Below are 20354 nucleotides of genomic sequence, written 5' to 3'. Positions count from 1 at the left end.
TCGTGAGCTCGTGAGTTCGTGAGCTCGTGAACGTGTGAACGCCCGGCCGGGACCGTTCCAGCGGATCCCGGCCGGGGTGCCGGTCAGAGCGGCGTCGCCAGCTCCGGGGGCTTCGGGAGCCTGTTGAAGGGCTCAGGGCGACCCGCGGTGTACAGGACCCAGTCGTCGGTCTGCTGCCGCCGCTGGAGGCTGGGGCCGGCCCCGGTCAGGAGCACGTGGTCGGTGATCCTGGAGCCGTTCGCGTCGGTGGAGGTGAAGACGGCCACCGGCCGGCCGTCGGACCAGGTGTCCGGCTCCCGCCGGATGTCGGTGCGGTCCATGGAGTACGCCTTCGCCGGGGCGCCGCCCGCCGTGCACAGCCCGATCAGGCGAGCGGTCGACGGCTCGTCGTCGGGCAGGGTGACCCACCGGTCCGCCGCCCGGGCCACCGCCTGCTTCGCGGCGTCGGCGGGCCGGTCCTTGAAGTGGTCCTCCAGGAAGCCCTTGTCGCCCTTGACCAGCAGGACCCCGTTCCTGTGCAGGTAGATCTCCGCCGCGCCGGCCAGGACGGTCGTGACGCTGCCCGAGCAGGTTCCGTCGCTGCCGACGGTCACGGAGGCCTGGAACTTCCGCTCGCCGACCGTCGCGAACACCAAGGCCTCCTTGGTGCCGGCCCGTTCGATCTGCTCGTACGCGCGGCGCAGGACCGCCCCGGGGTCCTGACCCGCGAGCGGGTCGGCGGTCGCGGCGGGGGACGGCGTGGCGGACGCCGAGCGGGAGGCCGGTGCGGATGCCGTCCTTCCGGACAACGGCGCGCAGGCCGCGGTGGAGAGGAGGACCGCGCCGGCGAGTGCGGCAGCGGCGGTGGACGTGGTGGTGCGCATGCGAAAGGCCCCCGGGAACTGGTGTTCCCGGGAGCCTAGCGGCCGGTGCGCAGGGGCGCGCACGGGATTGCGGGCGCTGGTGGGACGCGCCTGTGTGCCGAGGGGGCAACGGTTGCGCGTATCCCCTCGATGGCGGCCGGAAACGCTGTATACCCTCAGACCCTGAACTTCTTCGACACGGTCCGTCAGGAGCAGCGATGCACGGCCCCGGCCTTCCGCCGCAGCATGGCCCCCAGCCCAGTTCCGGGGGTGTGGTGGCACTGCGCGTGCTGTTCGCCCTGCTGCCCGTCCTGAGCTGCGGCTTCCTGGGGTGGGCCACGATGCTGCGGCTCGCGGTCGTCACCCGCAAGTCCGCCGACTGGATCCTGCTGGGGGTCAACTTCGCGCTGACCGTCGGCTGGATCGCGCTGATCGGCGCCGACCCGACCCCGAACACCGACGGCTGGCAGGGCAACACCGGCGCCTTCGGCACCATCCTGACCGGCGTGGCGACCTGCGTGTACTTCCTGGTGGCCGATATCCGCCACTACGAGCGGAAGGCCGCGGTCCGGACCGCGGGCTGGTACCCGGGGCAGCCCGCCCCGTACGTGCCGCCGCAGGCGCAGGTCGCCGGCCCGGCGTACGGCTACCCGCAGCCGCAGGTCCAGCCGCAGCCCCAGCCGCAGACGCCCGCCCCGGGCCCGGTCACCCCGCCGCGGATCGGCCAGGTCCGCGCCGAGCTCGACGAACTGAGCGAGCTGCTGCGCCAGCAGACCCCGCCCCAGAACCCGAGCCCGAACCAGAACCCGAACCAGAACCCCAACGGTGAGGGCACGGGCCGGTGACCGACGACGGCCGGATCATCGGCGAGCGCTACCGGCTGGCCTCGCTGCTGGGCCAGGGCGGCATGGGCCAGGTGTGGACCGCGTACGACCAGCGCCTGGACCGCCGGGTCGCCGTCAAGCTGCTGCGCCCCGACAAGGTGGCCGGCCCCGGCTCCGTCGCCGACGAGCTGCGCCGCCGCTTCGTGCGCGAGTGCCGGGTCACCGCACAGGTGGACCACCCGGGCCTGGTCACCGTGCACGACGCGGGCAGCGACGGCGACGAGCTGTTCCTCGTCATGGGCTACGTCGAGGGCACCAACCTCGCCGACCACCTCGCCGCCCACGACCCCTACCCGTGGCCGTGGGCCGTCTCGGTGGTGGCGCAGCTGTGCGGGGTGCTGTCGGCCGTGCACGCGGTGCCGATCGTGCACCGCGACCTCAAGCCGCGGAACGTGATGGTCCGCCCCGACGGCACCGTCCTGGTCCTCGACCTCGGCGTCGCCTCGGTGATGGACACCGACACCACCCGCCTCACCAGCACCGGTTCCCCGATCGGCAGCCCCGCGTACATGGCGCCCGAGCAGGCCATGGGCGGCGCGGTGGGCCCGTACACCGACCTGTACGCGCTCGGCGTGCTGCTGTACGAACTGCTCTCCGGCAACGTGCCCTTCGCCGGGTCCACCGCGCTCGGCGTGCTCCACCGCCACCTGTACGAGCCGCCGGTGCCCGTGCGCCGGGTCCGCCCGGAGATCCCGCACCAGCTCGAGGCGACCCTGCTCCACCTGCTGGCCAAGGACCCGCAGGACCGGCCCTCCTCCGCCCAGCAGGTGTACGAGGCCCTCGTCCCGCTGCTGCCCAAGCAGGGCTCGGGCACCCCGGCGGCCTCCCTCGACCCCACCCGCCCGTTCCTGCGGCCGCACGCGCCCTGGCCGGACCGGGCCGCCGCCATCCCGCCGCAGCCGACCGCGCCGCCGTCCCGGCCGGACATCCCGGCCGCCGTGGACGAGGCCCGCAAGCTCCTCGACCAGGGCCGCCTGACCCAGGCCGTGGACATCCTCGGCGGCATCCTGCCCGCCGCGGCCGCCCAGCACGGCGAGCACTCCACCATCGTCCGCAGCCTGCGCAAGCAGTACGCCGCCACGCTCATGGACGACGGCCAGTACCGCCGCGCCCTGCCCGAACTGCACCGCCTCGCCGAGGAGTTCCCGGCCGGCGACCCGCAGTCCCTGCGGTTCCGCTACGACGCGGCGCAGTGCCTGGAGCAGCTCGGCGAGCCGGCCGCGGCCCTGGCCGAGTACCGGGCGCTGCTGCCGCTCTTCGAGAACCACTACGCGAACCCGGACCCGGGCCTGCCGCTGGAGGTCCGCCGCCGGATCGCGCAGCTGCTGCTCTCCCTCGGCGACCGGCCGGCGGCTCACGACACGCTGGCGCGCCTGCTCTTCGACGCCGAGCGCATCCACGGCCCCGGCCACCCGTTCTCCGCGGAGGTGCGCCGCACCCTCCAGTGGCTCAGCCGCGTCCACTGACGCCGCAGCCCCAGTACCGCCACCACCAGCAGCGCGCCCGCCGCGGCCGCCGCGCCCGGCCGCAGGCCCGGCGGGCGGAACGTGCAGGCCACGGTGCGGGTGCCCGGGGTCACCGGGGTGGCGACCAGGCCCAGGTAGGCCGTGGCGGGGCGGCCGTTGCAGCTCCAGCCGGCGATCGCGGGCGCGGCGAGGACCGCGGTGCCCGAGCTGCCCGGCGGGAGGACGGCGCTGACCGACGCGCTCCCGACCCGCACCGAGGCCGGGTCCGGTGCCGCCGCGCGCAGGGCCGCCACCGCCGCGTCGAGGCGGCCGCGGTCGAGGCAGGACAGTGCCCAGTGGGGCGGCGCGGGGGCGTCGAGGACCAGGGCGGAGGAGACGCCGCGGGAGGGGCCGAGCGGCTGGAGGGCGGCCCGGTTGCGCGGGGCGTTGCCGTTCAGCCGGAAGGCGGGCCCGTCGGCGAGGCGGGCGGTCGCGTTGTACTCGGGGGCCCACAGGAAGGCCTCCGTGCCGGCGCGGCAGACCCCGGGCGCGACGGGGTCCTCGTAGACCCGCGCGCCGAGCAGGAGTTCCTGGTTGGCGAAGGGCGGGCCGTCGCCGTAGGAGGGGGCGGGACCTGAGATGCCTGCGGGGCCCGCGGGGCTCGCGGGGCGGAGGGTGAGCAAGGGCAGGGGGCGGCTGCGGGCGACGGTGCCGTCCGGCTGCAGGCGGGCGCCGACCGCGAAGAGGGCGTCGGTGACCGGGTTGTCGATGCTCTGCACGTTGCGGCCGCGCGAGGTCCAGCCGGCGCCGAGGGCGACCATCGTCCGCGTGTACACGTCCGGGGTGTGGCTGCTGTAGTACGCGCCGCCCTCCCCGCCCAGCAGCAGCGGATCGTTGCCCGACAGGGCCGGGCGGCTCGGGTCGGTGCGGTACGCCGGCCAGCCCTCGGCCCCCGCCAGGGCGGCGGCCCGCGCGGTGTGGGCGGGCCCCCAGGACGGGTAGTCGTCCAGGCCGCCCAGCTTGCCGCGGTGGCCGAAGGCCGTGGTCGCCGCCGCCTGCCCGGCCAGGACCACGGCCAGCAGGGCCGCCGCCGGGAACGCGAGCCGGCGCCGGGCCGCCCTCCGGCCCAGCGCCCACCAGGCCGCGCCGGCCAGGGCGAGCCCGCCGCCGAACAGTACGAACCCCCAGGAGGTGGCCAGCGGGCTGCCGCTCGCCGCGAGGCCCGCCGCGCCCAGCAGGGCCGCGCTCGCCACGAGGGCCCGCGGGCCGGGCACACCGTGGGCGAGGGCGGCCCACGCCGCGATGACGGCCACGCCCGCCAGGACGAAGGTCTGCCGGTACGGGCTGCCGTTCGGGGTCGCGAAGAGGTGCCAGGCCAGATGGGCCGGCGTCCACTGGAAGGACAGCAGCACGGCCGCGGTCAGCCCGCTCCACGCCAGCCGGGTGCGCAGCGGCACGGCCCGGTGGAACGGCAGCGCGGCCACCAGCAGCAGGGTCCCGGTCCCGACGAACAGCGCCGGGGAGGAGAAGGAGTACGTGCCGGGCAGCATCCGCGCGAACACGTCCGCCCAGGGCGCCGGCCGGAACTCCCGGGTCCACCCCGGGTAGGCCTGCCGGGAGCTGAGGAAGAGCGGCACCAGCACCGGCGCGGACACGGCGATGCCCAGCAGCACCGCCCCGGCCGCCCGGGCAGCCGCGCCCACCCGCTGCCGTACCGGCCGCCGCTGGAGCAGCAGCCGTACCAGCAGCACCAGCGCCGCCCCCAGGGTGGCCATGTACGCGGTGTAGAAGTTCGCCGTCCAGCACACCGCCGCCACCAGGACGGCGGCGGTGAACCGGCGCCCGCGCAGCGCCCATTCGCCGGTCAGGCACAGCAGCGGGAAGGCGATCAGCCCGTCCAGCCACATCGGGTTGTACGAGGCCTCGATCACCGACCAGCCGCACAGCGCGTACGAGGCCCCCAGCAGCCCCGCCGCCCACCACCGCCCGCGGGCCTGCGTGCGCAGCAGCCAGGCCATCGCCGCCGCGGCGGCGGCGGTCTTGAGCACGGTGACCACGTACACCGCGAGGTCGATGTCCTGACGCGGGAACAGGGCGACGAGCGGGGCGAACGGGCTGGTCAGGTAGGTGCCGAGGTCGGGCAGGAAGCTGGTGCCGTAGCCGGACTGCCAGTTGAGCAGCAGCCCGCCGCGGGCCCGCCCGTGCAGCAGGTCCCACAGGTGGGCGTGGAAGGGGACGAACTGGTTGCCGAGGTCGTTGACGCTGCGGTGCCGGTGGCCGTACGGGAAGACGCGGGCGGCCGCGTCCCCGGCGCAGACGGCCGCGGCCGTGACCAGGGCGGCGAGGAGAGAGCCCGCCAGGCTCGCGCGGCGCGGGGAACGGCGCCGCAGGCCGCCCGTGACACGGCGCGGCGGACGGGGCGCGGCGGGCCGCGGCGACGGGGCAGATGGGGTGCGCGCCGGGAGGGGCGGCAGCGCGGCCGGCGACGGGTGCGGTGTCGACATGGTGGGCCGACCTTGGCAGCACCGGTGGACCGGGCGGTGGCCGCCGGGTGAACACGCACCCCAACACCCCGGGAATCGTTGGTCGAACCGGTGGCCCGTACCACCCTGACTGCATACCATCGATCACCGCACGGCCTTTGTGCACCGACGCACAATCTCCCGGCCCTGGAGGCTCCTTTGCACCGTCGCACAGCGCTCTCCGTCTCCGCCGCCCTGCTCGTGGCGGCCCCCCTGCTGTCCGCCTGCTCGGGCCAGGCCCGCCCGGGCACCGCGGCCGTCGTCGGCGGCGAGCGGATCACCACCTCCGCCCTCCAGGCCCAGGTGGGCGACGTCCGCACCGCGCAGAACCGCACCGGGCAGTCCGCCCAGCTCATCCAGGCGTCGCCCGGCCTGGAGCGGGTCAAGCTCAACAAGATGATCCAGACCGCCGTGCTGGAGCGCGCCGCCAAGGACGCGGGCGTGGTCGTCAGCCCGCGCGAGGTCGAGGAGTTCCGCAAGGCCCAGCTGGAGAAGGCCGGCGGCCCCGACAAGCTGGAGGCCGCCGCTCTGGAGCAGGCCCACCTCGCCCCCGGCCAGCTGGAGGCCGACGCCCGCTTCAAGCTGCTGCGTGACAAGCTCTTCGAGCACTACGGCAGCCAGGACAAGGCCCTGGAGAAGCTCGCGGCCGCGGCGAAGGCCCTGCACATCCAGGTCAACCCGCGCTACGGGGCCTGGGACGCGCAGCAGATCGTCCTCGGGGACCAGCAGACGCCGTGGATCACCCAGCGGACCCGGTCCGAGCAGGCACCCGCCGGAGCCTGAGGCGCGCCGCCGGAGGTAGGTTCGGAGGGTGAACGCCCACGCCGCCGAACCCGCCCGCCCCTCCGGCCCCGTCTCCGACCCCGCCGTCGGCCGGATCGTCCTGCTCACCGCCAGCCACCGGGTCGCCCCCGGCCTGCTGTCCTGGCCGGCCTGGCAGACCCTGCACGCCGCGGACCGGGTGCTGTGCGCCGCCCCCGGCCACCCGCAGCTGCCGTACCTGCGGGAGGCGGGCGTCGAGGTGGCCCTCGAGGCCCCGGACGCGCACGCCCTCGTCGACGCCTGCGCGGGCGGGCGCACCGTCGTGGTCATCCCGGCCGGCGAGGGCGACCAGCGGCTCACCGACGGCCTGGCCCGGCTCGCCGGCTCCGGCCGCGTCGCCATGCCCGACCTGGAGCTGCTGCCCGGCTCGTACGACCTGCCCGGCGCCCGGCTGCTCGACCTGGTCCAGGTGATGGACCGGGTGCGCCGGGAATGCCCGTGGACCTCCCGCCAGACCCACCGCGGGCTGGTGAAGTACGCCATCGAGGAGGCGTACGAGCTGGTCGAGGCCATCGAGGACGGCGACCGGGAGGAGTTGCGCGAGGAGCTGGGCGACGTGCTGCTCCAGGTGGTCTTCCACGCGCGGATCGCCGAGGAGGACACCGACGAGCCGTTCTCCGTCGACGACGTGGCCGGCAGCCTCGTCGAGAAGCTGATCCGCCGCCACCCGCACGTCTTCGGCGACGCCGAGGCGCAGACCGCGGAGGACGTCAGCGCGCACTGGCAGCGCACCAAGGCGGTGGAGAAGCAGCGCGCCTCGGTCACCGACGGGATCCCGCTGGGCCAGCCCGGCCTCGCGCTCGCGGCCAAGCTCGCCGGCCGGGCCCGCGCGGGCGGCCTCGCCGTGGAGCTGCCGGGCGGTGAGGGCATCGGGTACGAGCTGCTGCGGCTGGCGGCGCGCGCGGAGGCCGAGGGCGTCGACCCGGAGACCGCCCTGCGCGCCGCGGCCCGCACCTACCGCGACGCGATCCGCGCCGCGGAGGGCGTCGAGGAGTAGCCGCCGCGCGGACTGCGCCGCGCGGACTGCGCCGCGCGGACGGTGTCCCGCGCTCGGCCGGTCCGCGTTCAGCCGCCCCGCGTCCAGTCGTCCCGTGGTGCGCGGCCGGACGGGTTGAGCCAGTGCGGGTCCGGGCGGTGCAGGAACCACTCGCCGAAGCCCAGCGGCCGTCCGTCCGGGCCGTGGCCGGTGCCGCCGGCGGGTATGGAGTCGTGGAAGATCCGGGCGGGGCGGGCGCCGAGCTCCTGCAGGACCTGCGCGGTCTCGCCGATGAACGCCGGCGGCCCGCTGAGGTAGACGTCCTGGTCGGGCCACAGGCCCCGGTTGCCCATCGCGGTCGCGAGCCGGGCGGTGGCCTCGTTGCGGTGCTGCCCGGGTGCGGGCGTGATGTAGGTGACGGCGAGCCGGCGGAAGGCGGCCGCGTACTCCTCGATCAGCGGCCGGTCGTACAGGTGCGCGGCGTCGCGGGCGACGACGAAGAGCCGCACGTCCAGGTCGGGCGGGTGCGCGGCGAGCTGCTCCAGCAGGGCCCGGATCGGCGCCCAGCCGGTGCCGGCCGCTATGAGGCTGACCGGGCGGTCGGCGCGGCGCAGCGTCAGCGCGCCGCCGGCGGCGCCGAGCCGCAGGACCTCGCCGGGCCCGGCCTCGCGGACCAGGGCGGTGCTGAGGCGGCCGCGCTCGATGCGGCTGACGTGCAGGTCGAGGGTGCCGTCGGGGCGGGGGGCGTTGCCGATGGAGTACGTGCGCCAGGTCCGCGGGACCCGCTCGCTGCTCACGCTCGTGTACTGGCCCGGTAGATAGGGGAAGGGGGCGTGGGGCCGCAGGGTCAGCACGCCTATGTCCTGCCCGTACCGCAGGTGGCGCACGATTTCCGCGTCCCACCAGGGCGGGTCCTGGCTCGCGGCGGCGCCGGCCGTCATCGCGTCGGCTATCGCCTGGTACGCCTCCGACCAGGCCTTTTCCACCTCGGGGGTCCAGGCGCCGCCGGAGGCCTCGGCGAGGGCGGCGAGCAGGCTGGTGCCGACGGCGGCATAGTGCTCGGGGGCGGCGAGGAACTTGCGGTGGTCGCGGCCGAGGTCGTGGAGGTAGGAGGCCAGGCCCTCGTGCTCGAGGTGGGCGATCACGTGCGTCAGGGCGGCGAAGAGCCGGTCCCGCTGGCGCTGCATGTCCTCGGCGGAGGTCGGGAAGAGCGCGCGGATCGCGGGGTTGTGCCAGAAGAGGTGGGAGTAGAAGTACTTGACCGCGTGCTCGGCCCGTCTCTCCACCACCGCGAAACTGCTTTTCAAGATCCTCACATCCACAGGACCGAAAGTAGGAGCGGCGGCCACCGCGGCGTCAAGTGACGGCCGATCTGCGGACAGCCGTGGCGAACCCCCCATAAGGGGTGGAGTCCGCCGCCCGGGATACGGTCGACCCGTGCACGAGCCGACCCCCGCCGCCCCCGAAGACCCCGCTGCCGCAGAGGCCGCAGACGCCTCGGCCGCCCCGGCCCCTACCCTGTTCGACTGGGAGTTCGCGACCGACCCGTACCCCGCGTACGCGTGGCTGCGCGAGCACGCGCCGGTGCACCGCACCCGGCTCCCCAGCGGGGTCGAGGCCTGGCTGGTGACCCGGTACGCCGACGCCCGCCAGGCCCTCGCCGACCAGCGGCTCAGCAAGAACCCGGCGCACCACGCGGAGCCGGCGCACGCCAAGGGCAAGACCGGGATCCCGGGGGAGCGCAAGGCGGAGCTGATGACGCATCTGCTGAACATCGACCCGCCGGACCACACCCGGCTGCGGCGCCTGGTGTCGAAGGCGTTCACGCCGCGCAGGGTGGCGGAGTTCACACCGCGGGTGCAGGAGCTGACCGACCACCTCATCGACGGGTTCGCCGGGCGGGGCGAGGCGGACCTCATCCACGAGTTCGCCTTTCCGCTCCCCATCTACGCCATCTGCGAGATGCTCGGCGTACCGCGCGAGGACCAGGACGACTTCCGCGACTGGGCCGGGATGATGATCCGGCACGGCGGCGGCCCGCGCGGCGGAGTGGCCCGTTCCGTCAAGCAGATGCGGACGTACCTCGGTGAACTCATCCACCGCAAAAGGGATGATCTGGGCAATGATCTGATCTCGGACCTGATCCGGGCGAGCGACCACGGCGACCACCTCACCGAGGCCGAGGCCACCGCCATGGCGTTCATCCTGCTCTTCGCGGGTTTCGAGACCACCGTGAACCTCATCGGCAACGGCGTCCACTCCCTCTTCATGAACCCCGGGCAGCGCGCGCGGCTCCAGGACTCCCTCGCCGCCGGCGAGCGCGGGCTGCTGCAGACCGGAGTGGAGGAGCTGCTGCGCTACGACGGCCCGGTCGAGCTCGCCACCTGGCGCTTCGCCACCCGGCCGCTGACGCTCGGCGGGCAGGACATCGCGGTCGGGGACCCGGTGCTGGTGGTCCTCGCCGCCGCCGACCGGGACCCGGAGCGGTTCGCCGACCCCGACACCCTGGACCTCTCGCGCGCCGACAACCAGCACCTCGGCTACGGCCACGGGATCCACTACTGCCTGGGCGCTCCGCTCGCCCGACTCGAAGGACAGACGGCGCTTGCGACTTTGCTGACGCGTCTGCCGGATCTGGAACTCGCCGTTCCGTCAACTGACCTGCGGTGGCGCGGAGGTCTGATCATGCGTGGCCTGCGCACGCTTCCCGTGCGCTTCACACCCCGAAACAACTGAACGTTTTCTGAGACAAAGTCAACTGCTTGCTCAACTTGTGACAATCGTTCGAAGGCCGCTAGGTTCTGCCGTTACCCAGCCGTTATGCGAAAGGTGCAGCACATGCGTTCCGGGAACGGCCGCCACAGACGCCCCCGCCAGGTACCCGCGATTGTCGTCACCGCCGGAGTCACGGGCTCCGCACTGGCCCTGCCACTGCTCGCCGCCACCGGCGCGAGCGCGGCCGACGCCTCGACGTGGGACAAGGTCGCCGAGTGCGAGAGCGGAGGCACCTGGAGCGCCAACACCGGCAGCGGTGCGTACGGCGGGCTGGCCTTCACCCAGGAGCAGTGGCAGAACGCGGGCGGCCTGGAGTTCGCCGAGCGGCCCGACCTCGCCAGCCGGTCCCAGCAGATCGCCGTCGCCGAACGCGTGCTCGGCGCCCAGGGCCCCGAGGCCTGGCAGAACTGCGCGACCTCGGCCGGGCTGACCAAGGACGCCCCCGCGGCGGACGTGGACCCGGGCGCCACCGGCAAGCACCGCGCCGTCGGCGCCACCCCGAGCCGCCCGGACGACAAGGTCCCGGCCGGCCGCAACGGCGAGCGGGCCACCGACTTCGGCGCCCCGACGCCCGGACCCACCTTCACCATCCCGGCCGCGCCGCAGGCACCCGTCAGCGGCCTGCCCGTCATGCCCGACCCGGACCTGCCGTCCCAGACGCCGCTGCCGGGCACCCCGAGCACCGACCCGGGCGCCCCGACGGCCCCGACGGCGCCCACCGCGCCCGGTACGGCGCCCACCGCCCCGGTGAACCCGGCTGACCCCACCGCCCCGGTGAACCCGGCCGCCCCGGGGGCGCCCACCGCCCCGTCCGCCCCGTCGGCCGCGCCCACCCCGGGCGCCTCCACCGACCCGGCCGCCATACCGGACACCACTGCCACCGGCAAGCACCGTGGTGCCCCCGCCGCGGAGGGCGCGGCCCCCGCCTACACCGTGAAGGAGGGCGACAGCCTCGCCACCATCGCGGACGCCAAGGGGGTCAAGGGCGGCTGGAGCGCCCTGTACCACGCCAACGAGCAGGTCATCGGCGGTGACGCCAACCTGATCAAGCCGGGTCAGAACCTGGATCTAAGCCAGAAATAACGGCACTTCGGACACCCGGAAGGCCTTGAATGTCCGGTTCGTTCAAATGAGACATGTGTCTCTTCCGGTCAACTGGCGTGTCCTGTCCGTAACCTTGGGCAAACCCCGCCCTCACCTGCGCAAACACCCTTGCGGGGAGCGCAAGTAGGGGCCGTCCCCCGCCGAAGTTCCTCGTTGAACATCGGCGGGGGACCTGTCTACCTTCTGAATCGCCCGCCACCGCGGGCCCCTTCGACCGCATCGCCGAATCCTGCCGGCGGCCGGGGGGAACACACGTCGCGTCAAGCGCCGAAGGCAGGAGCGGGGGAACCAACGAAGGCGCCGGGAAGGCCCGTCGGAAGACGGTCACGAACGGCTAGGGGTGAAGACGCGCCACGTGCGCGGCCGGGCAACTCATCCGCCCGAACCCGACAGCTCACCTCGCAGGCGTCGGTGAGGAGAAATCCATGCTGCGTTCCGGCAAGGGCAAGCACCGTCGCGCCACCGCCATCGAGCGGACCACCCGCATCGTCACGCTCGCCGGCGTCGCCGGTGTCGCCGTCGCCGCCCCGCTGATGACCGCGGGCTCCGCGTCCGCCGCCACCGCCTCCGAGTGGGACCGCGTCGCGGCGTGCGAGTCCGGCGGCAACTGGTCCATCAACACGGGCAACGGCTACTACGGCGGCCTGCAGTTCTCGGCCTCCACCTGGGCCGCGTACGGCGGCAAGGCCTATGCCGCGCAGGCCAACCAGGCCTCCAAGTCGCAGCAGATAGCCATCGCCGAGAAGGTCCTCAAGGGCCAGGGCAAGGGCGCCTGGCCGGTCTGCGGCAAGGGCCTGTCGAACTCCTCGTACTCCGGCGGCGGCTCGAGCGACACCCCGAAGCAGACGCCGAAGACCGAGACGAAGAAGACCGAGACCAAGAAGACCGAGACGCCGAAGGCACAGCCGAAGAAGGAGACGCCGCGCGCCGAGGCGCCGGTGACCCGCTCCGAGCGCGGCGACTCCTCGGTCATCAAGACCGGCAACGGCTCCTACGAGGTCAAGTCCGGCGACACCCTGGGCTCCATCGCCGAGGCCAACGGCGTCAAGGGCGGCTGGGAGAAGCTGTTCGAGCTGAACAAGGACATCGTCTCGGACGCCGACCTGATCTACCCGGGCCAGATGCTGAAGCTCAGCTGAATTCCCCGGCAACACTCGCGCGTGCCGTGACCGCACGCGCACACCCCACCGCCCGGCGCGTACCCCCCACGCGCCGGGCGGCGGTGCGTCCGCCCGCGCAGCACCCGTACGGCAGGTGACCGGTGGCGGCAGACGGCGGTCGACAGGGGACCGACAGAGCCCAACAGAGCCCAACAGAGCCCGACAGGGCCCGACAGTCCCGGAATCAAGGGCCCTATGTCCCGGAAGCGGGGTATTCGGGCCCTTTTTCGTCCCAGGACGCGGGCGGTCGGCTGGCCGACTGCCCGGAGCCGGTTAGGCTCTAGGCGGCAAGGCCATCCCACGGCCGTACCCGCCACCGCACACCCAGCGTCACATCCCAGAAGGAGATGCTCGTGCCGTCCATCGACGTCGTCGTAGCCCGGGAAATCCTGGACTCCCGAGGCAACCCCACGGTCGAGGTCGAGGTGGGCCTCGACGACGGCAGCACCGGCCGTGCTGCCGTTCCGTCCGGCGCCTCCACCGGTGCCTTCGAGGCCATTGAGCTCCGCGACGGCGACCCCAACCGCTACATGGGCAAGGGCGTGGAGAAGGCCGTCCTCGCGGTCATCGAGCAGATCGGCCCGGAGCTCGTCGGCTACGACGCCACCGAGCAGCGCCTGATCGACCAGGCCATGTTCGACCTGGACGCCACCGACAACAAGGGCTCGCTCGGCGCCAACGCCATCCTCGGCGTCTCCCTGGCCGTGGCGCACGCCGCCTCCGAGGCCTCGGACCTGCCGCTCTTCCGCTACCTCGGCGGCCCGAACGCGCACCTGCTGCCCGTTCCGATGATGAACATCCTCAACGGCGGCTCGCACGCCGACTCCAACGTGGACATCCAGGAGTTCATGATCGCGCCGATCGGCGCGGAGTCCTTCTCCGAGGCCCTGCGCTGGGGCACCGAGGTCTACCACACCCTCAAGTCCGTGCTGAAGGGCAAGGGCCTGTCCACCGGTCTGGGCGACGAGGGCGGCTTCGCCCCGAACCTCGGCTCCAACCGCGAGGCGCTGGACCTCATCCTCGAGGCCATCAAGCAGGCCGGCTACACCCCGGGCAAGGACATCGCGCTCGCGCTCGACGTCGCCGCGTCCGAGTTCTACAAGGACGGCAAGTACAACTTCGAGGGCCAGGCCCGCTCCGCCGCCGAGATGACCGAGTACTACGAGGAGCTCGTCTCCGCGTACCCGCTGGTCTCCATCGAGGACCCGCTGTTCGAGGACGACTGGGCCGGCTGGAAGGTCATCACCGAGAAGCTCGGCGCCAAGGTCCAGCTCGTCGGTGACGACCTGTTCGTCACCAACCCCGAGCGCCTGGCCCGCGGCATCGAGGAGGGCACCGCCAACGCCCTGCTCGTCAAGGTCAACCAGATCGGCTCGCTGACCGAGACCCTGGACGCCGTCGAGCTCGCCCAGCGCAACGGCTTCAAGTGCATGATGTCGCACCGCTCCGGCGAGACCGAGGACGTCACCATCGCCGACCTTGCCGTCGCCACCAACTGCGGCCAGATCAAGACCGGCGCCCCGGCCCGCTCCGAGCGCGTCGCCAAGTACAACCAGCTGCTGCGCATCGAGGAGATCCTCGACGACGCCGCGGTGTACGCGGGCCGCAGCGCGTTCCCGCGCTTCAAGGGCTGACGGTCCCTGAGCCTCCGTACGTCCCCGCACTCGGTCCCGTACCGTGTGCGGGGACGTATTGCGTAGTACGGACAGAGGGGAGGCGGGAGCAATGGCCGGGAACCGGGATCGGTTCTCCACCTTCTCCACCGCGACCAGGCTCAAGCAGCTCGGCGAGCGGACCGCCGCCCACGTCTACCGCTCGCAGAGCCGCCGTCAGGTCCGCCGCAGCCGGCTCACCGGCCGGGCCGCCCTGCTCGTGCTCGTCCTCTGTACGCTGGTCGTCGCCCTGGCGTACCCGATGCGCCAATACGTCTCCCAGCGCTCGGAGATCGCGGAGCAGCAGCGGGCCGCCGCGGCGGCGAGCAAGCGCCTCGAACGCCTGCGCGACGAGAAGGCCCGCTGGCAGGACAACGCCTACGCGGAGCAGCAGGCGCGCAAACACCTGCACTTCGTGCGGCCGGGCGAGATCGGCTACATCATGAACGACCCCGGCGCCGAGGCGGCGGAGCACCGCCGCACCGGCCGGGCCGGGTCCGACCGGCCCTGGTACTCCAACGTCTGGGACGGCGTGGACAAGGCCGACCGCCCCGGCGACTGAGCCGCGACCGACCAGCAGCAGCACCCATCCACGAGAACGAAGAGACTCCTTCCAGGCATGCAGACGCCCCCGCCCCAGACCGAACGGACCGAGCCGACCGACGCGGACATCGAGGCGTTCGAGCAGCAGCTCGGACGCCCGCCGCGCGGGCTGCGCGCCATCGCCCACCGCTGCCCGTGCGGTCAGCCGGACGTGGTGGAGACCGCCCCCCGCCTCCCCGACGGCACGCCGTTCCCCACCCTCTACTACCTGACCTGCCCGCGCGCGGCCTCCGCGATCGGCACGCTCGAGGCCAACGGCGTGATGAAGGAGATGCAGGCCCGGCTCGCCGAGGACCCCGAGCTCGCCGCCGCCTACCGGGCCGCGCACGAGGACTACATCCGGCGCCGCGATGCCATCGAGGTGCTCCAGGGCTTCCCGAGCGCCGGCGGCATGCCGGACCGGGTCAAGTGCCTGCACGTGCTGGTCGGCCACTCGCTGGCCGCCGGCCCGGGCGTGAACCCGTTCGGCGACGAGGCCCTGGCCATGCTGCCCGAGTGGTGGGCCAAGGGCCCGTGCGTCACCCCGTGCGGGGAGAAGAAGGACGCGGAACCGGAGAAGGAAGCGGAGGGCGACGCATGACCCGGGTCGCCGGCATCGACTGCGGTACGAACTCCATCCGCCTCCTCGTCGCGGACTGCGACCCCGCCACCGGCGAGCTGGTCGAGCTGGACCGGCGGATGACGATCGTCCGCCTCGGCCAGGGCGTGGACAAGACCGGCCGGCTGGCCCCGGAGGCGCTGGAGCGCACCTTCGCGGCCTGCCGCGAGTACGCGGAGGTCATCAAGGAGCTCGGCGCCGAGCGGCTGCGCTTCGTGGCCACCTCGGCCTCCCGCGACGCCGAGAACCGCGACGAGTTCGTCCGCGGTGTCGTCGACATCCTGGGCGTCGAGCCCGAGGTGATCTCCGGCGACCAGGAGGCCGAGTTCTCCTTCACCGGCGCCACCAAGGAGCTGGCGGGCACGGACCACATGGACAAGCCGTTCCTGGTGGTGGACATCGGCGGCGGCTCCACCGAGTTCGTCGTCGGCGAGGAGCACGTGCGCGCCGCCCGCTCGGTCGACGTGGGCTGCGTCCGGATGACCGAGCGCCACCTGGTCGTCGACGGCGTGGTCACCGACCCGCCGACCGAGGCGCAGATCGCCGCCATAAGGGCCGACATCGAGGCGGCCCTGGACCTGGCCGAGCAGACGGTGCCGCTGCGCGAGGCCCGCACCCTGGTCGGCCTGGCCGGCTCGGTGACCACCGTCGCCGGGATCGCGCTCGACCTGCCGGAGTACCTGTCCTCGGAGATCCACCACTCCCGGATCCCGTACGCGCAGGTCCGCGAGATCACCGAGCGGATGTTGACCACGACCCACGCCGAGCGCGCCGCGATCCCGGTCCTGCACCCGGGCCGTGTCGACGTGATCGGCGCCGGCGCCCTGGTCCTCCTCGCGATCATGGACCGCATCGGCGCCGAGGAGGTCGTGGTCTCGGAGCACGACATCCTGGACGGCATCGCCTGGTCCATCGCCTGACCGGCGGGTGACCTGCCCGGGGGCCGCGGGGCTTCCCGGGCAGGTCCGCCCTCAGCGGCTGCGGTGGACGTCCCGCCTGTCGCCGACCTTCACGACGGGGATGACGAGCTCGCCGTCCAGGACCTGGTAGGCCACCCGGTAGCTGCCGACCCGCAGCCGGTAGAGGCCGGAGGGGCCGGTGAGCTTCTTGATGTCCGCGTCCTCGCGGAACGGGTCGTCGCCGAGCGCGGTCAGGGCCGCAAGGATGCGCATGGCCGCAGCCCGGTCGATCGCCCGGAGCTGGCGCTGTGCAGCAGAGGTGAACCGGAACGCGTACTTCACGCGGCGCCGTCACCTCGTTCGCTGAACAGGTCGGCGAGCAGCTCGGCCATGGTCACGGTGGGGCCGCCCTCTGCGAGGACCGCTTCCGCCTCGCGTGCGAGCAGTTCGTCGGCGGCTTCTTCGAGGGCGTTGAAGTCGGCGATGGGCACCAGCGCGGCCACCGGAGCGCCATTGCGCGTGATTATGGTTGCTGTGCCCTGTTCTGCGCGGTTGATGTGATCCGCGAGGTGGGCGCGGGCTTCGCGGACGGTCACGGCGCTCTGGTCCATGCCTGAAGTGTACGCAAGGCCGTGTACACGCACCCGTCACCGGAGGGTTGTGGGGGTCGGGGAGGGGCTGGAGGAACCTTTCTGGGGGTCTTTCGGCCCTCTCCCCGAAGAAAGTTCGTGAAGTTCTTCACAAGGAAAAGAGGCCTGCGGGGTCAAGTCGAAGGCCCTTCGGGGTCTTTCGGAGGTCCGCAGGCCCGTTTTGTGCGTGCGTTCGTGTGAATCGCGGACGGGTCGGGGCCGGGTCGGTAGGTATCGACGAACCCGGTGGTCTACTCCGGTTTCAGGCCTGGAGGCCAGTTCAGAGCGGGTGAACAACGAGTCCCGTTACACCGTGGTTCCCGTTCGGTGCCATGACCTCCGTCACGTGGGCCGCGCAGTGTAGCAGAGGCCTTCAAGGTTCTTGTGAAGGGGCTCACGAGCATCACCCCTGAGGGTGCTGGATACTCGTTCCATGAGCACCACGGAGCGTCCCAGGATCCTCGTTGTAGGAGGTGGGTACGTAGGCCTGTACGCAGCCAAGCGCATCATGAAGAAGATGCGCTACGGCGAGGCGACCGTCACGGTCGTCGACCCGCGCTCGTACATGACCTACCAGCCCTTCCTCCCCGAAGTGGCCGCAGGCAGCATCTCGCCGCGGCACGTCGTCGTCCCGCTGCGACGCGTGCTGCCCAAGGCTGAGGTTCTCACCGGCCGGGTCACCACCATCGACCAGGACCGTAAGGTCGCCGTCGTCACGCCGCTCGTCGGCGAGGCGTACGAGCTGCCCTTCGACTACCTGGTGATCGCGCTCGGCGCCATCTCCCGCACCTTCCCGATCCCCGGCCTCGCCGAACAGGGCATCGGCATGAAGGGCGTCGAGGAGGGCATCGGCCTGCGCAACCACGTCCTCGAGCAGCTCGACAAGGCCGAGTCCACGACGGACGAGAACGTCCGCCGCAAGGCCCTCACCTTCGTCTTCATCGGCGGCGGTTTCGCCGGCGCCGAGACGATCGGCGAGGTCGAGGACATGGCCCGCGACGCCGCGAAGTACTACTCCACGATCAAGCGCGAGGACATGCGCTTCATCCTGGTCGACGCGGCCGACAAGATCCTCCCCGAGGTCGGGCCCAAGCTCGGCACCTGGGGCAAGGAGCACCTCGAGTCCCGCGGTATCGAGATCTACCTCGGCACCTCGATGGACTCCTGCGTCGACGGCCACGTCGTGCTGAAGAACGGCCTCGAGGTCGACTCCAACACGATCGTGTGGACCGCGGGCGTCAAGCCCAACCCGGCGCTGGCCCGCTACGGCCTGCCGCTCGGCCCGCGCGGCCACGTCGACACCGCCCCGACCCTCCAGGTCCAGGGCACCGACTACATCTGGGCCGCCGGCGACAACGCCCAGGTCCCGGACGTCGCCGCCCGCAAGGCCGGCGTCGAGAACGCCTGGTGCCCGCCGAACGCCCAGCACGCGCTGCGCCAGGCCAAGGTCCTCGGCGACAACGTGGTCTCCGGCATGCGGGGCTTCCCGCAGAAGGAGTACTCGCACGCCAACAAGGGTGCGGTGGCGGGCCTCGGCCTCCACAAGGGCGTGGCGATGATCGTCATGGGCAAGATGAAGATCAAGCTCAAGGGCCGCCTCGCCTGGTACATGCACCGTGGCTACCACGGCATGGCCATGCCGACCTGGAACCGCAAGATCCGCGTCTTCGCGGACTGGACCCTCGGCATGTTCCTCAAGCGTGAGGTCGTCTCCCTCGGTGCTCTGGAGACCCCGCGCGAGGAGTTCTACGAGGCCGCCAAGCCGGCCCCGGCTCCGGCCGCCGCGGCCGCGCCCGCCGAGAAGGCCAAGGCCTCCTGACCCGGGCCTGACCGACCGGCACGCAGTACGCCCCGAAGGGGCCGCCCGCCATCCGTGGTGCGGGCGGCCCCTTCGGCGTTCCCGGGCGGAGGGCGACGGTTGCCCCGCCCCGGGGCGGCGGCTCCTCCTCCCGCCGATTGGCCGGGGACGGATCTGGGTAGTCCGTTGCGCCGGATCGTTTCAGGAGGTGCCGAGATGACCGACGCCGCGCCGCGGCTGGCCGCTGTGGCCGAGACCCTGCTGGGCGCCCCGCTGCCCGTCCGGATCCGGGCCTGGGACGGCAGTGAGGCCGGGCCGCCCGACGGCCCCGTGCTGGTGCTGGCCCACCGGCGCGCCCTGCGCCGGATGCTGTGGCGGCCGGGTGAACTGGGCCTGGCCCGCGCCTGGGTGGCGGGGGAGCTCACCGTCGACGGAGACCTGTACGCCCTGCTGGACCGCGTCTCCGGCCTGCTCTGGGACCGCGGGTCCGACGGCCGCGGCCACGCCCCCCACCCCGGCCCCGACGCCGGGCCCGCCGGAGGGCAACCGACCCCTCCCACCGGACTCGCCAAACTCGCCGCCTTGCGCCCGCACCTGCCCGCGCGCGCCCCCGGCGCCGCCGGCGGGACCGCCGCGCTGCTGCGCGACCCCGCCGCGCGGGCCGCCGTACGCGAGCTCGTCGCGCTGGCCCGGCCGCTGCCGCCGCCCGCGCCGCCCGCCGAGGAGGCCGTCCGCCACGGCGGGCCGATGCACACGCGCAGCCGCGACAAACACGCGATCAGCCACCACTACGACGTGGGCAACGAGTTCTACGAACGCGTCCTCGGCCCGTCGATGGTGTACTCCTGCGCCTACTGGAGCCCCGGCGGCACCCTGGAGGAGGCCCAGCGCGACAAACTCGACCTGGTCTGCCGCAAACTGGGCCTCGCACCCGGCGCCCGGCTCCTCGACGTCGGCTGCGGCTGGGGCTCCATGGCGCTGCACGCCGCCCGGGAGTACGGGGCGAAGGTCACCGGCATCACGCTCTCGCGCGAGCAGGCGGCGTACGCCCTCAAGCAGGCCGCGGAGGAGGGGCTGGCCGACCGGGTCGAGATCCGTGTCCAGGACTACCGGGACGTCAAGGACGCCCCGTACGACGCGATTTCTTCCATCGGAATGGCCGAACACGTCGGCGCGGACCGCTACCGCGAGTACGCCCGCCTCCTGTACGGGCTGCTGCGGCCCGGCGGCCGCCTGCTGAACCACCAGATCGCCCGCCGGCCAGAGCCCGACGAAGCGGCCTACCGCATCGACGAGTTCATCGACGCCTACGTCTTCCCCGACGGCGAGCTCTCCCCGCTCGGCACGACGGTCGGCGAGCTGGAGCGGGCCGGATTCGAGGTCCGCGACGTGGAGGCGCTGCGCGAGCACTACGCGCTGACCCTGCGGGCCTGGGTGGCGCGGCTGGAGGAGCACTGGCAGGACGCCGTACGGCTGACCTCGCCCGGGCGGGCCCGGGTGTGGCTGCTGTACATGGCCGCCTCGGCGCTGGGCTTCGAGCACGGCCGCCTCGGCGTCAACCAGGTCCTCGCCGTCCGGCCCGGTGAGGGCGGGTCGTCGGACCTGCCGCTGCGGCTGCGCACCTGGGGCGCGTAGCCCGCGGACG

General features: G+C 73.2%; 18 protein-coding genes and 1 riboswitch. Of the genes, 13 read left to right on the top strand and 5 right to left on the bottom strand.

Going from position 1 to position 20354, the window contains the following annotated elements; genetic code table 11:
- Positions 1 to 83: 83 nt before the first annotated feature.
- A complete protein-coding gene (locus tag ABZ924_RS04885) occupies positions 84 to 863 on the bottom strand; it encodes a hypothetical protein (protein ID WP_361904154.1) in 780 nt (259 codons plus the stop codon).
- A 254-nt stretch (positions 864 to 1117) separates the two neighbouring features.
- Here ABZ924_RS04885 and ABZ924_RS04880 point away from each other — a divergent pair, with 254 nt between their 5' ends.
- Both ABZ924_RS04880 and ABZ924_RS04875 read left to right on the top strand, forming a co-directional pair.
- Complete coding sequence (locus ABZ924_RS04880) at positions 1118 to 1687, top strand: hypothetical protein (protein WP_361904151.1); 570 nt, start codon at positions 1118 to 1120, stop codon at positions 1685 to 1687.
- Positions 1684 to 3192, top strand: a complete 1509-nt coding sequence (locus ABZ924_RS04875; RefSeq protein ID WP_361904149.1) for a serine/threonine-protein kinase — start codon at positions 1684 to 1686, stop codon at positions 3190 to 3192. The genes ABZ924_RS04880 and ABZ924_RS04875 overlap by 4 nt, the downstream gene beginning before the upstream one ends.
- On the opposite strand, the gene ABZ924_RS04870 is transcribed toward ABZ924_RS04875, so the two are convergent.
- The gene (locus ABZ924_RS04870) at positions 3081 to 5675 is read right to left on the bottom strand and encodes a YfhO family protein (protein WP_361904146.1); all 2595 of its coding nucleotides are present in this window, start codon (positions 5673 to 5675) and stop codon (positions 3081 to 3083) included. The genes ABZ924_RS04875 and ABZ924_RS04870 overlap by 112 nt on opposite strands.
- Positions 5676 to 5852: 177 nt before the next feature.
- Between ABZ924_RS04870 and ABZ924_RS04865 the strand changes: the two genes are divergently transcribed.
- Both ABZ924_RS04865 and ABZ924_RS04860 read left to right on the top strand, forming a co-directional pair.
- Complete coding sequence (locus tag ABZ924_RS04865) at positions 5853 to 6476, top strand: SurA N-terminal domain-containing protein (RefSeq protein WP_361904143.1); 624 nt, start codon at positions 5853 to 5855, stop codon at positions 6474 to 6476.
- Between the two features lie 28 nt (positions 6477 to 6504).
- Positions 6505 to 7512, top strand: a complete 1008-nt coding sequence (locus ABZ924_RS04860; protein ID WP_361904140.1) for a nucleoside triphosphate pyrophosphohydrolase — start codon at positions 6505 to 6507, stop codon at positions 7510 to 7512.
- A 68-nt stretch (positions 7513 to 7580) separates the two neighbouring features.
- Here the strand turns inward: ABZ924_RS04860 and ABZ924_RS04855 are convergent, their stop codons facing one another.
- A complete protein-coding gene (locus ABZ924_RS04855) occupies positions 7581 to 8807 on the bottom strand; it encodes a globin domain-containing protein (RefSeq protein ID WP_361904138.1) in 1227 nt (408 codons plus the stop codon).
- A 202-nt stretch (positions 8808 to 9009) separates the two neighbouring features.
- Here ABZ924_RS04855 and ABZ924_RS04850 point away from each other — a divergent pair, with 202 nt between their 5' ends.
- The 7 genes from ABZ924_RS04850 to ABZ924_RS04820 all read left to right on the top strand — a co-directional run bounded on the left by ABZ924_RS04850 (position 9010) and on the right by ABZ924_RS04820 (position 16303).
- Positions 9010 to 10227, top strand: a complete 1218-nt coding sequence (locus ABZ924_RS04850) for a cytochrome P450 (RefSeq protein ID WP_361904526.1) — start codon at positions 9010 to 9012, stop codon at positions 10225 to 10227.
- A 102-nt stretch (positions 10228 to 10329) separates the two neighbouring features.
- On the top strand, positions 10330 to 11349 hold the full coding sequence (locus ABZ924_RS04845; RefSeq protein ID WP_361904136.1) for a transglycosylase family protein: 1020 nt from the start codon (positions 10330 to 10332) through the stop codon (positions 11347 to 11349).
- A 276-nt stretch (positions 11350 to 11625) separates the two neighbouring features.
- A riboswitch (cyclic di-AMP (ydaO/yuaA leader) is annotated at positions 11626 to 11793 on the top strand.
- 2 nt (positions 11794 to 11795) lie between these two features.
- Positions 11796 to 12509 carry a transglycosylase family protein gene (locus ABZ924_RS04840; protein WP_361904134.1) on the top strand — a complete coding sequence of 238 codons (714 nt, stop codon included), beginning with the start codon at positions 11796 to 11798 and terminating at the stop codon, positions 12507 to 12509.
- 368 nt (positions 12510 to 12877) lie between these two features.
- Positions 12878 to 14164, top strand: coding sequence for a phosphopyruvate hydratase (eno, locus tag ABZ924_RS04835; RefSeq protein ID WP_361904132.1), 1287 nt, complete (start codon positions 12878 to 12880; stop codon positions 14162 to 14164).
- 91 nt (positions 14165 to 14255) lie between these two features.
- Entirely contained in the window at positions 14256 to 14744 is a 489-nt protein-coding gene (locus ABZ924_RS04830) for a septum formation initiator family protein (RefSeq protein WP_361904130.1), read from the top strand.
- Positions 14745 to 14801: 57 nt separating this feature from the next.
- Positions 14802 to 15365 (top strand): DUF501 domain-containing protein, encoded by a 564-nt coding sequence (locus tag ABZ924_RS04825; protein WP_361904128.1) that lies wholly within the window; start codon positions 14802 to 14804, stop codon positions 15363 to 15365.
- Positions 15362 to 16303 (top strand): Ppx/GppA phosphatase family protein, encoded by a 942-nt coding sequence (locus ABZ924_RS04820; RefSeq protein ID WP_361904126.1) that lies wholly within the window; start codon positions 15362 to 15364, stop codon positions 16301 to 16303. The genes ABZ924_RS04825 and ABZ924_RS04820 overlap by 4 nt, the downstream gene beginning before the upstream one ends.
- 51 nt (positions 16304 to 16354) lie before the next feature.
- Here ABZ924_RS04820 and ABZ924_RS04815 read toward each other — a convergent pair whose 3' ends face one another.
- Positions 16355 to 16624 (bottom strand): type II toxin-antitoxin system RelE/ParE family toxin, encoded by a 270-nt coding sequence (locus tag ABZ924_RS04815; protein ID WP_361904124.1) that lies wholly within the window; start codon positions 16622 to 16624, stop codon positions 16355 to 16357.
- Positions 16621 to 16893 carry a type II toxin-antitoxin system Phd/YefM family antitoxin gene (locus tag ABZ924_RS04810; RefSeq protein ID WP_361904120.1) on the bottom strand — a complete coding sequence of 91 codons (273 nt, stop codon included), beginning with the start codon at positions 16891 to 16893 and terminating at the stop codon, positions 16621 to 16623. Before ABZ924_RS04810 ends, ABZ924_RS04815 begins: the two co-directional genes overlap by 4 nt.
- Before the next feature lie 451 nt (positions 16894 to 17344).
- Between ABZ924_RS04810 and ABZ924_RS04805 the strand changes: the two genes are divergently transcribed.
- Positions 17345 to 18730 (top strand): NAD(P)/FAD-dependent oxidoreductase, encoded by a 1386-nt coding sequence (locus tag ABZ924_RS04805; protein ID WP_361904118.1) that lies wholly within the window; start codon positions 17345 to 17347, stop codon positions 18728 to 18730.
- A gap of 195 nt (positions 18731 to 18925) precedes the next feature.
- Complete coding sequence (locus ABZ924_RS04800; RefSeq protein WP_361904115.1) at positions 18926 to 20344, top strand: cyclopropane-fatty-acyl-phospholipid synthase family protein; 1419 nt, start codon at positions 18926 to 18928, stop codon at positions 20342 to 20344.
- Positions 20345 to 20354: the final 10 nt, after the last annotated feature.

This window comes from Streptomyces sp. NPDC046876, assembly GCF_040645035.1.
In the GTDB taxonomy this organism is placed as follows: domain Bacteria; phylum Actinomycetota; class Actinomycetes; order Streptomycetales; family Streptomycetaceae; genus Streptomyces.
Note: the sequence above shows the minus strand (reverse complement) of the source record. Positions and strands in the feature narration are given on the sequence as shown.

Excerpts from the sequence above, each read along its gene's own strand:
- ABZ924_RS04885 (WP_361904154.1), bottom strand. The coding sequence starts at position 863 with ATGCGCACCACCACGTCCACCGCCGCTGCCGCACTCGCCGGCGCGGTC.
- ABZ924_RS04870 (WP_361904146.1), bottom strand. The coding sequence starts at position 5,675 with ATGTCGACACCGCACCCGTCGCCGGCCGCGCTGCCGCCCCTCCCGGCG.
- ABZ924_RS04845 (WP_361904136.1), top strand. The coding sequence starts at position 10,330 with ATGCGTTCCGGGAACGGCCGCCACAGACGCCCCCGCCAGGTACCCGCG.
- ABZ924_RS04840 (WP_361904134.1), top strand. The coding sequence starts at position 11,796 with ATGCTGCGTTCCGGCAAGGGCAAGCACCGTCGCGCCACCGCCATCGAG.
- eno (WP_361904132.1), top strand. The coding sequence starts at position 12,878 with ATGCTCGTGCCGTCCATCGACGTCGTCGTAGCCCGGGAAATCCTGGAC.
- ABZ924_RS04830 (WP_361904130.1), top strand. The coding sequence starts at position 14,256 with ATGGCCGGGAACCGGGATCGGTTCTCCACCTTCTCCACCGCGACCAGG.
- ABZ924_RS04825 (WP_361904128.1), top strand. The coding sequence starts at position 14,802 with ATGCAGACGCCCCCGCCCCAGACCGAACGGACCGAGCCGACCGACGCG.
- ABZ924_RS04820 (WP_361904126.1), top strand. The coding sequence starts at position 15,362 with ATGACCCGGGTCGCCGGCATCGACTGCGGTACGAACTCCATCCGCCTC.
- ABZ924_RS04810 (WP_361904120.1), bottom strand. The coding sequence starts at position 16,893 with ATGGACCAGAGCGCCGTGACCGTCCGCGAAGCCCGCGCCCACCTCGCG.
- ABZ924_RS04805 (WP_361904118.1), top strand. The coding sequence starts at position 17,345 with ATGAGCACCACGGAGCGTCCCAGGATCCTCGTTGTAGGAGGTGGGTAC.
- ABZ924_RS04800 (WP_361904115.1), top strand. The coding sequence starts at position 18,926 with ATGACCGACGCCGCGCCGCGGCTGGCCGCTGTGGCCGAGACCCTGCTG.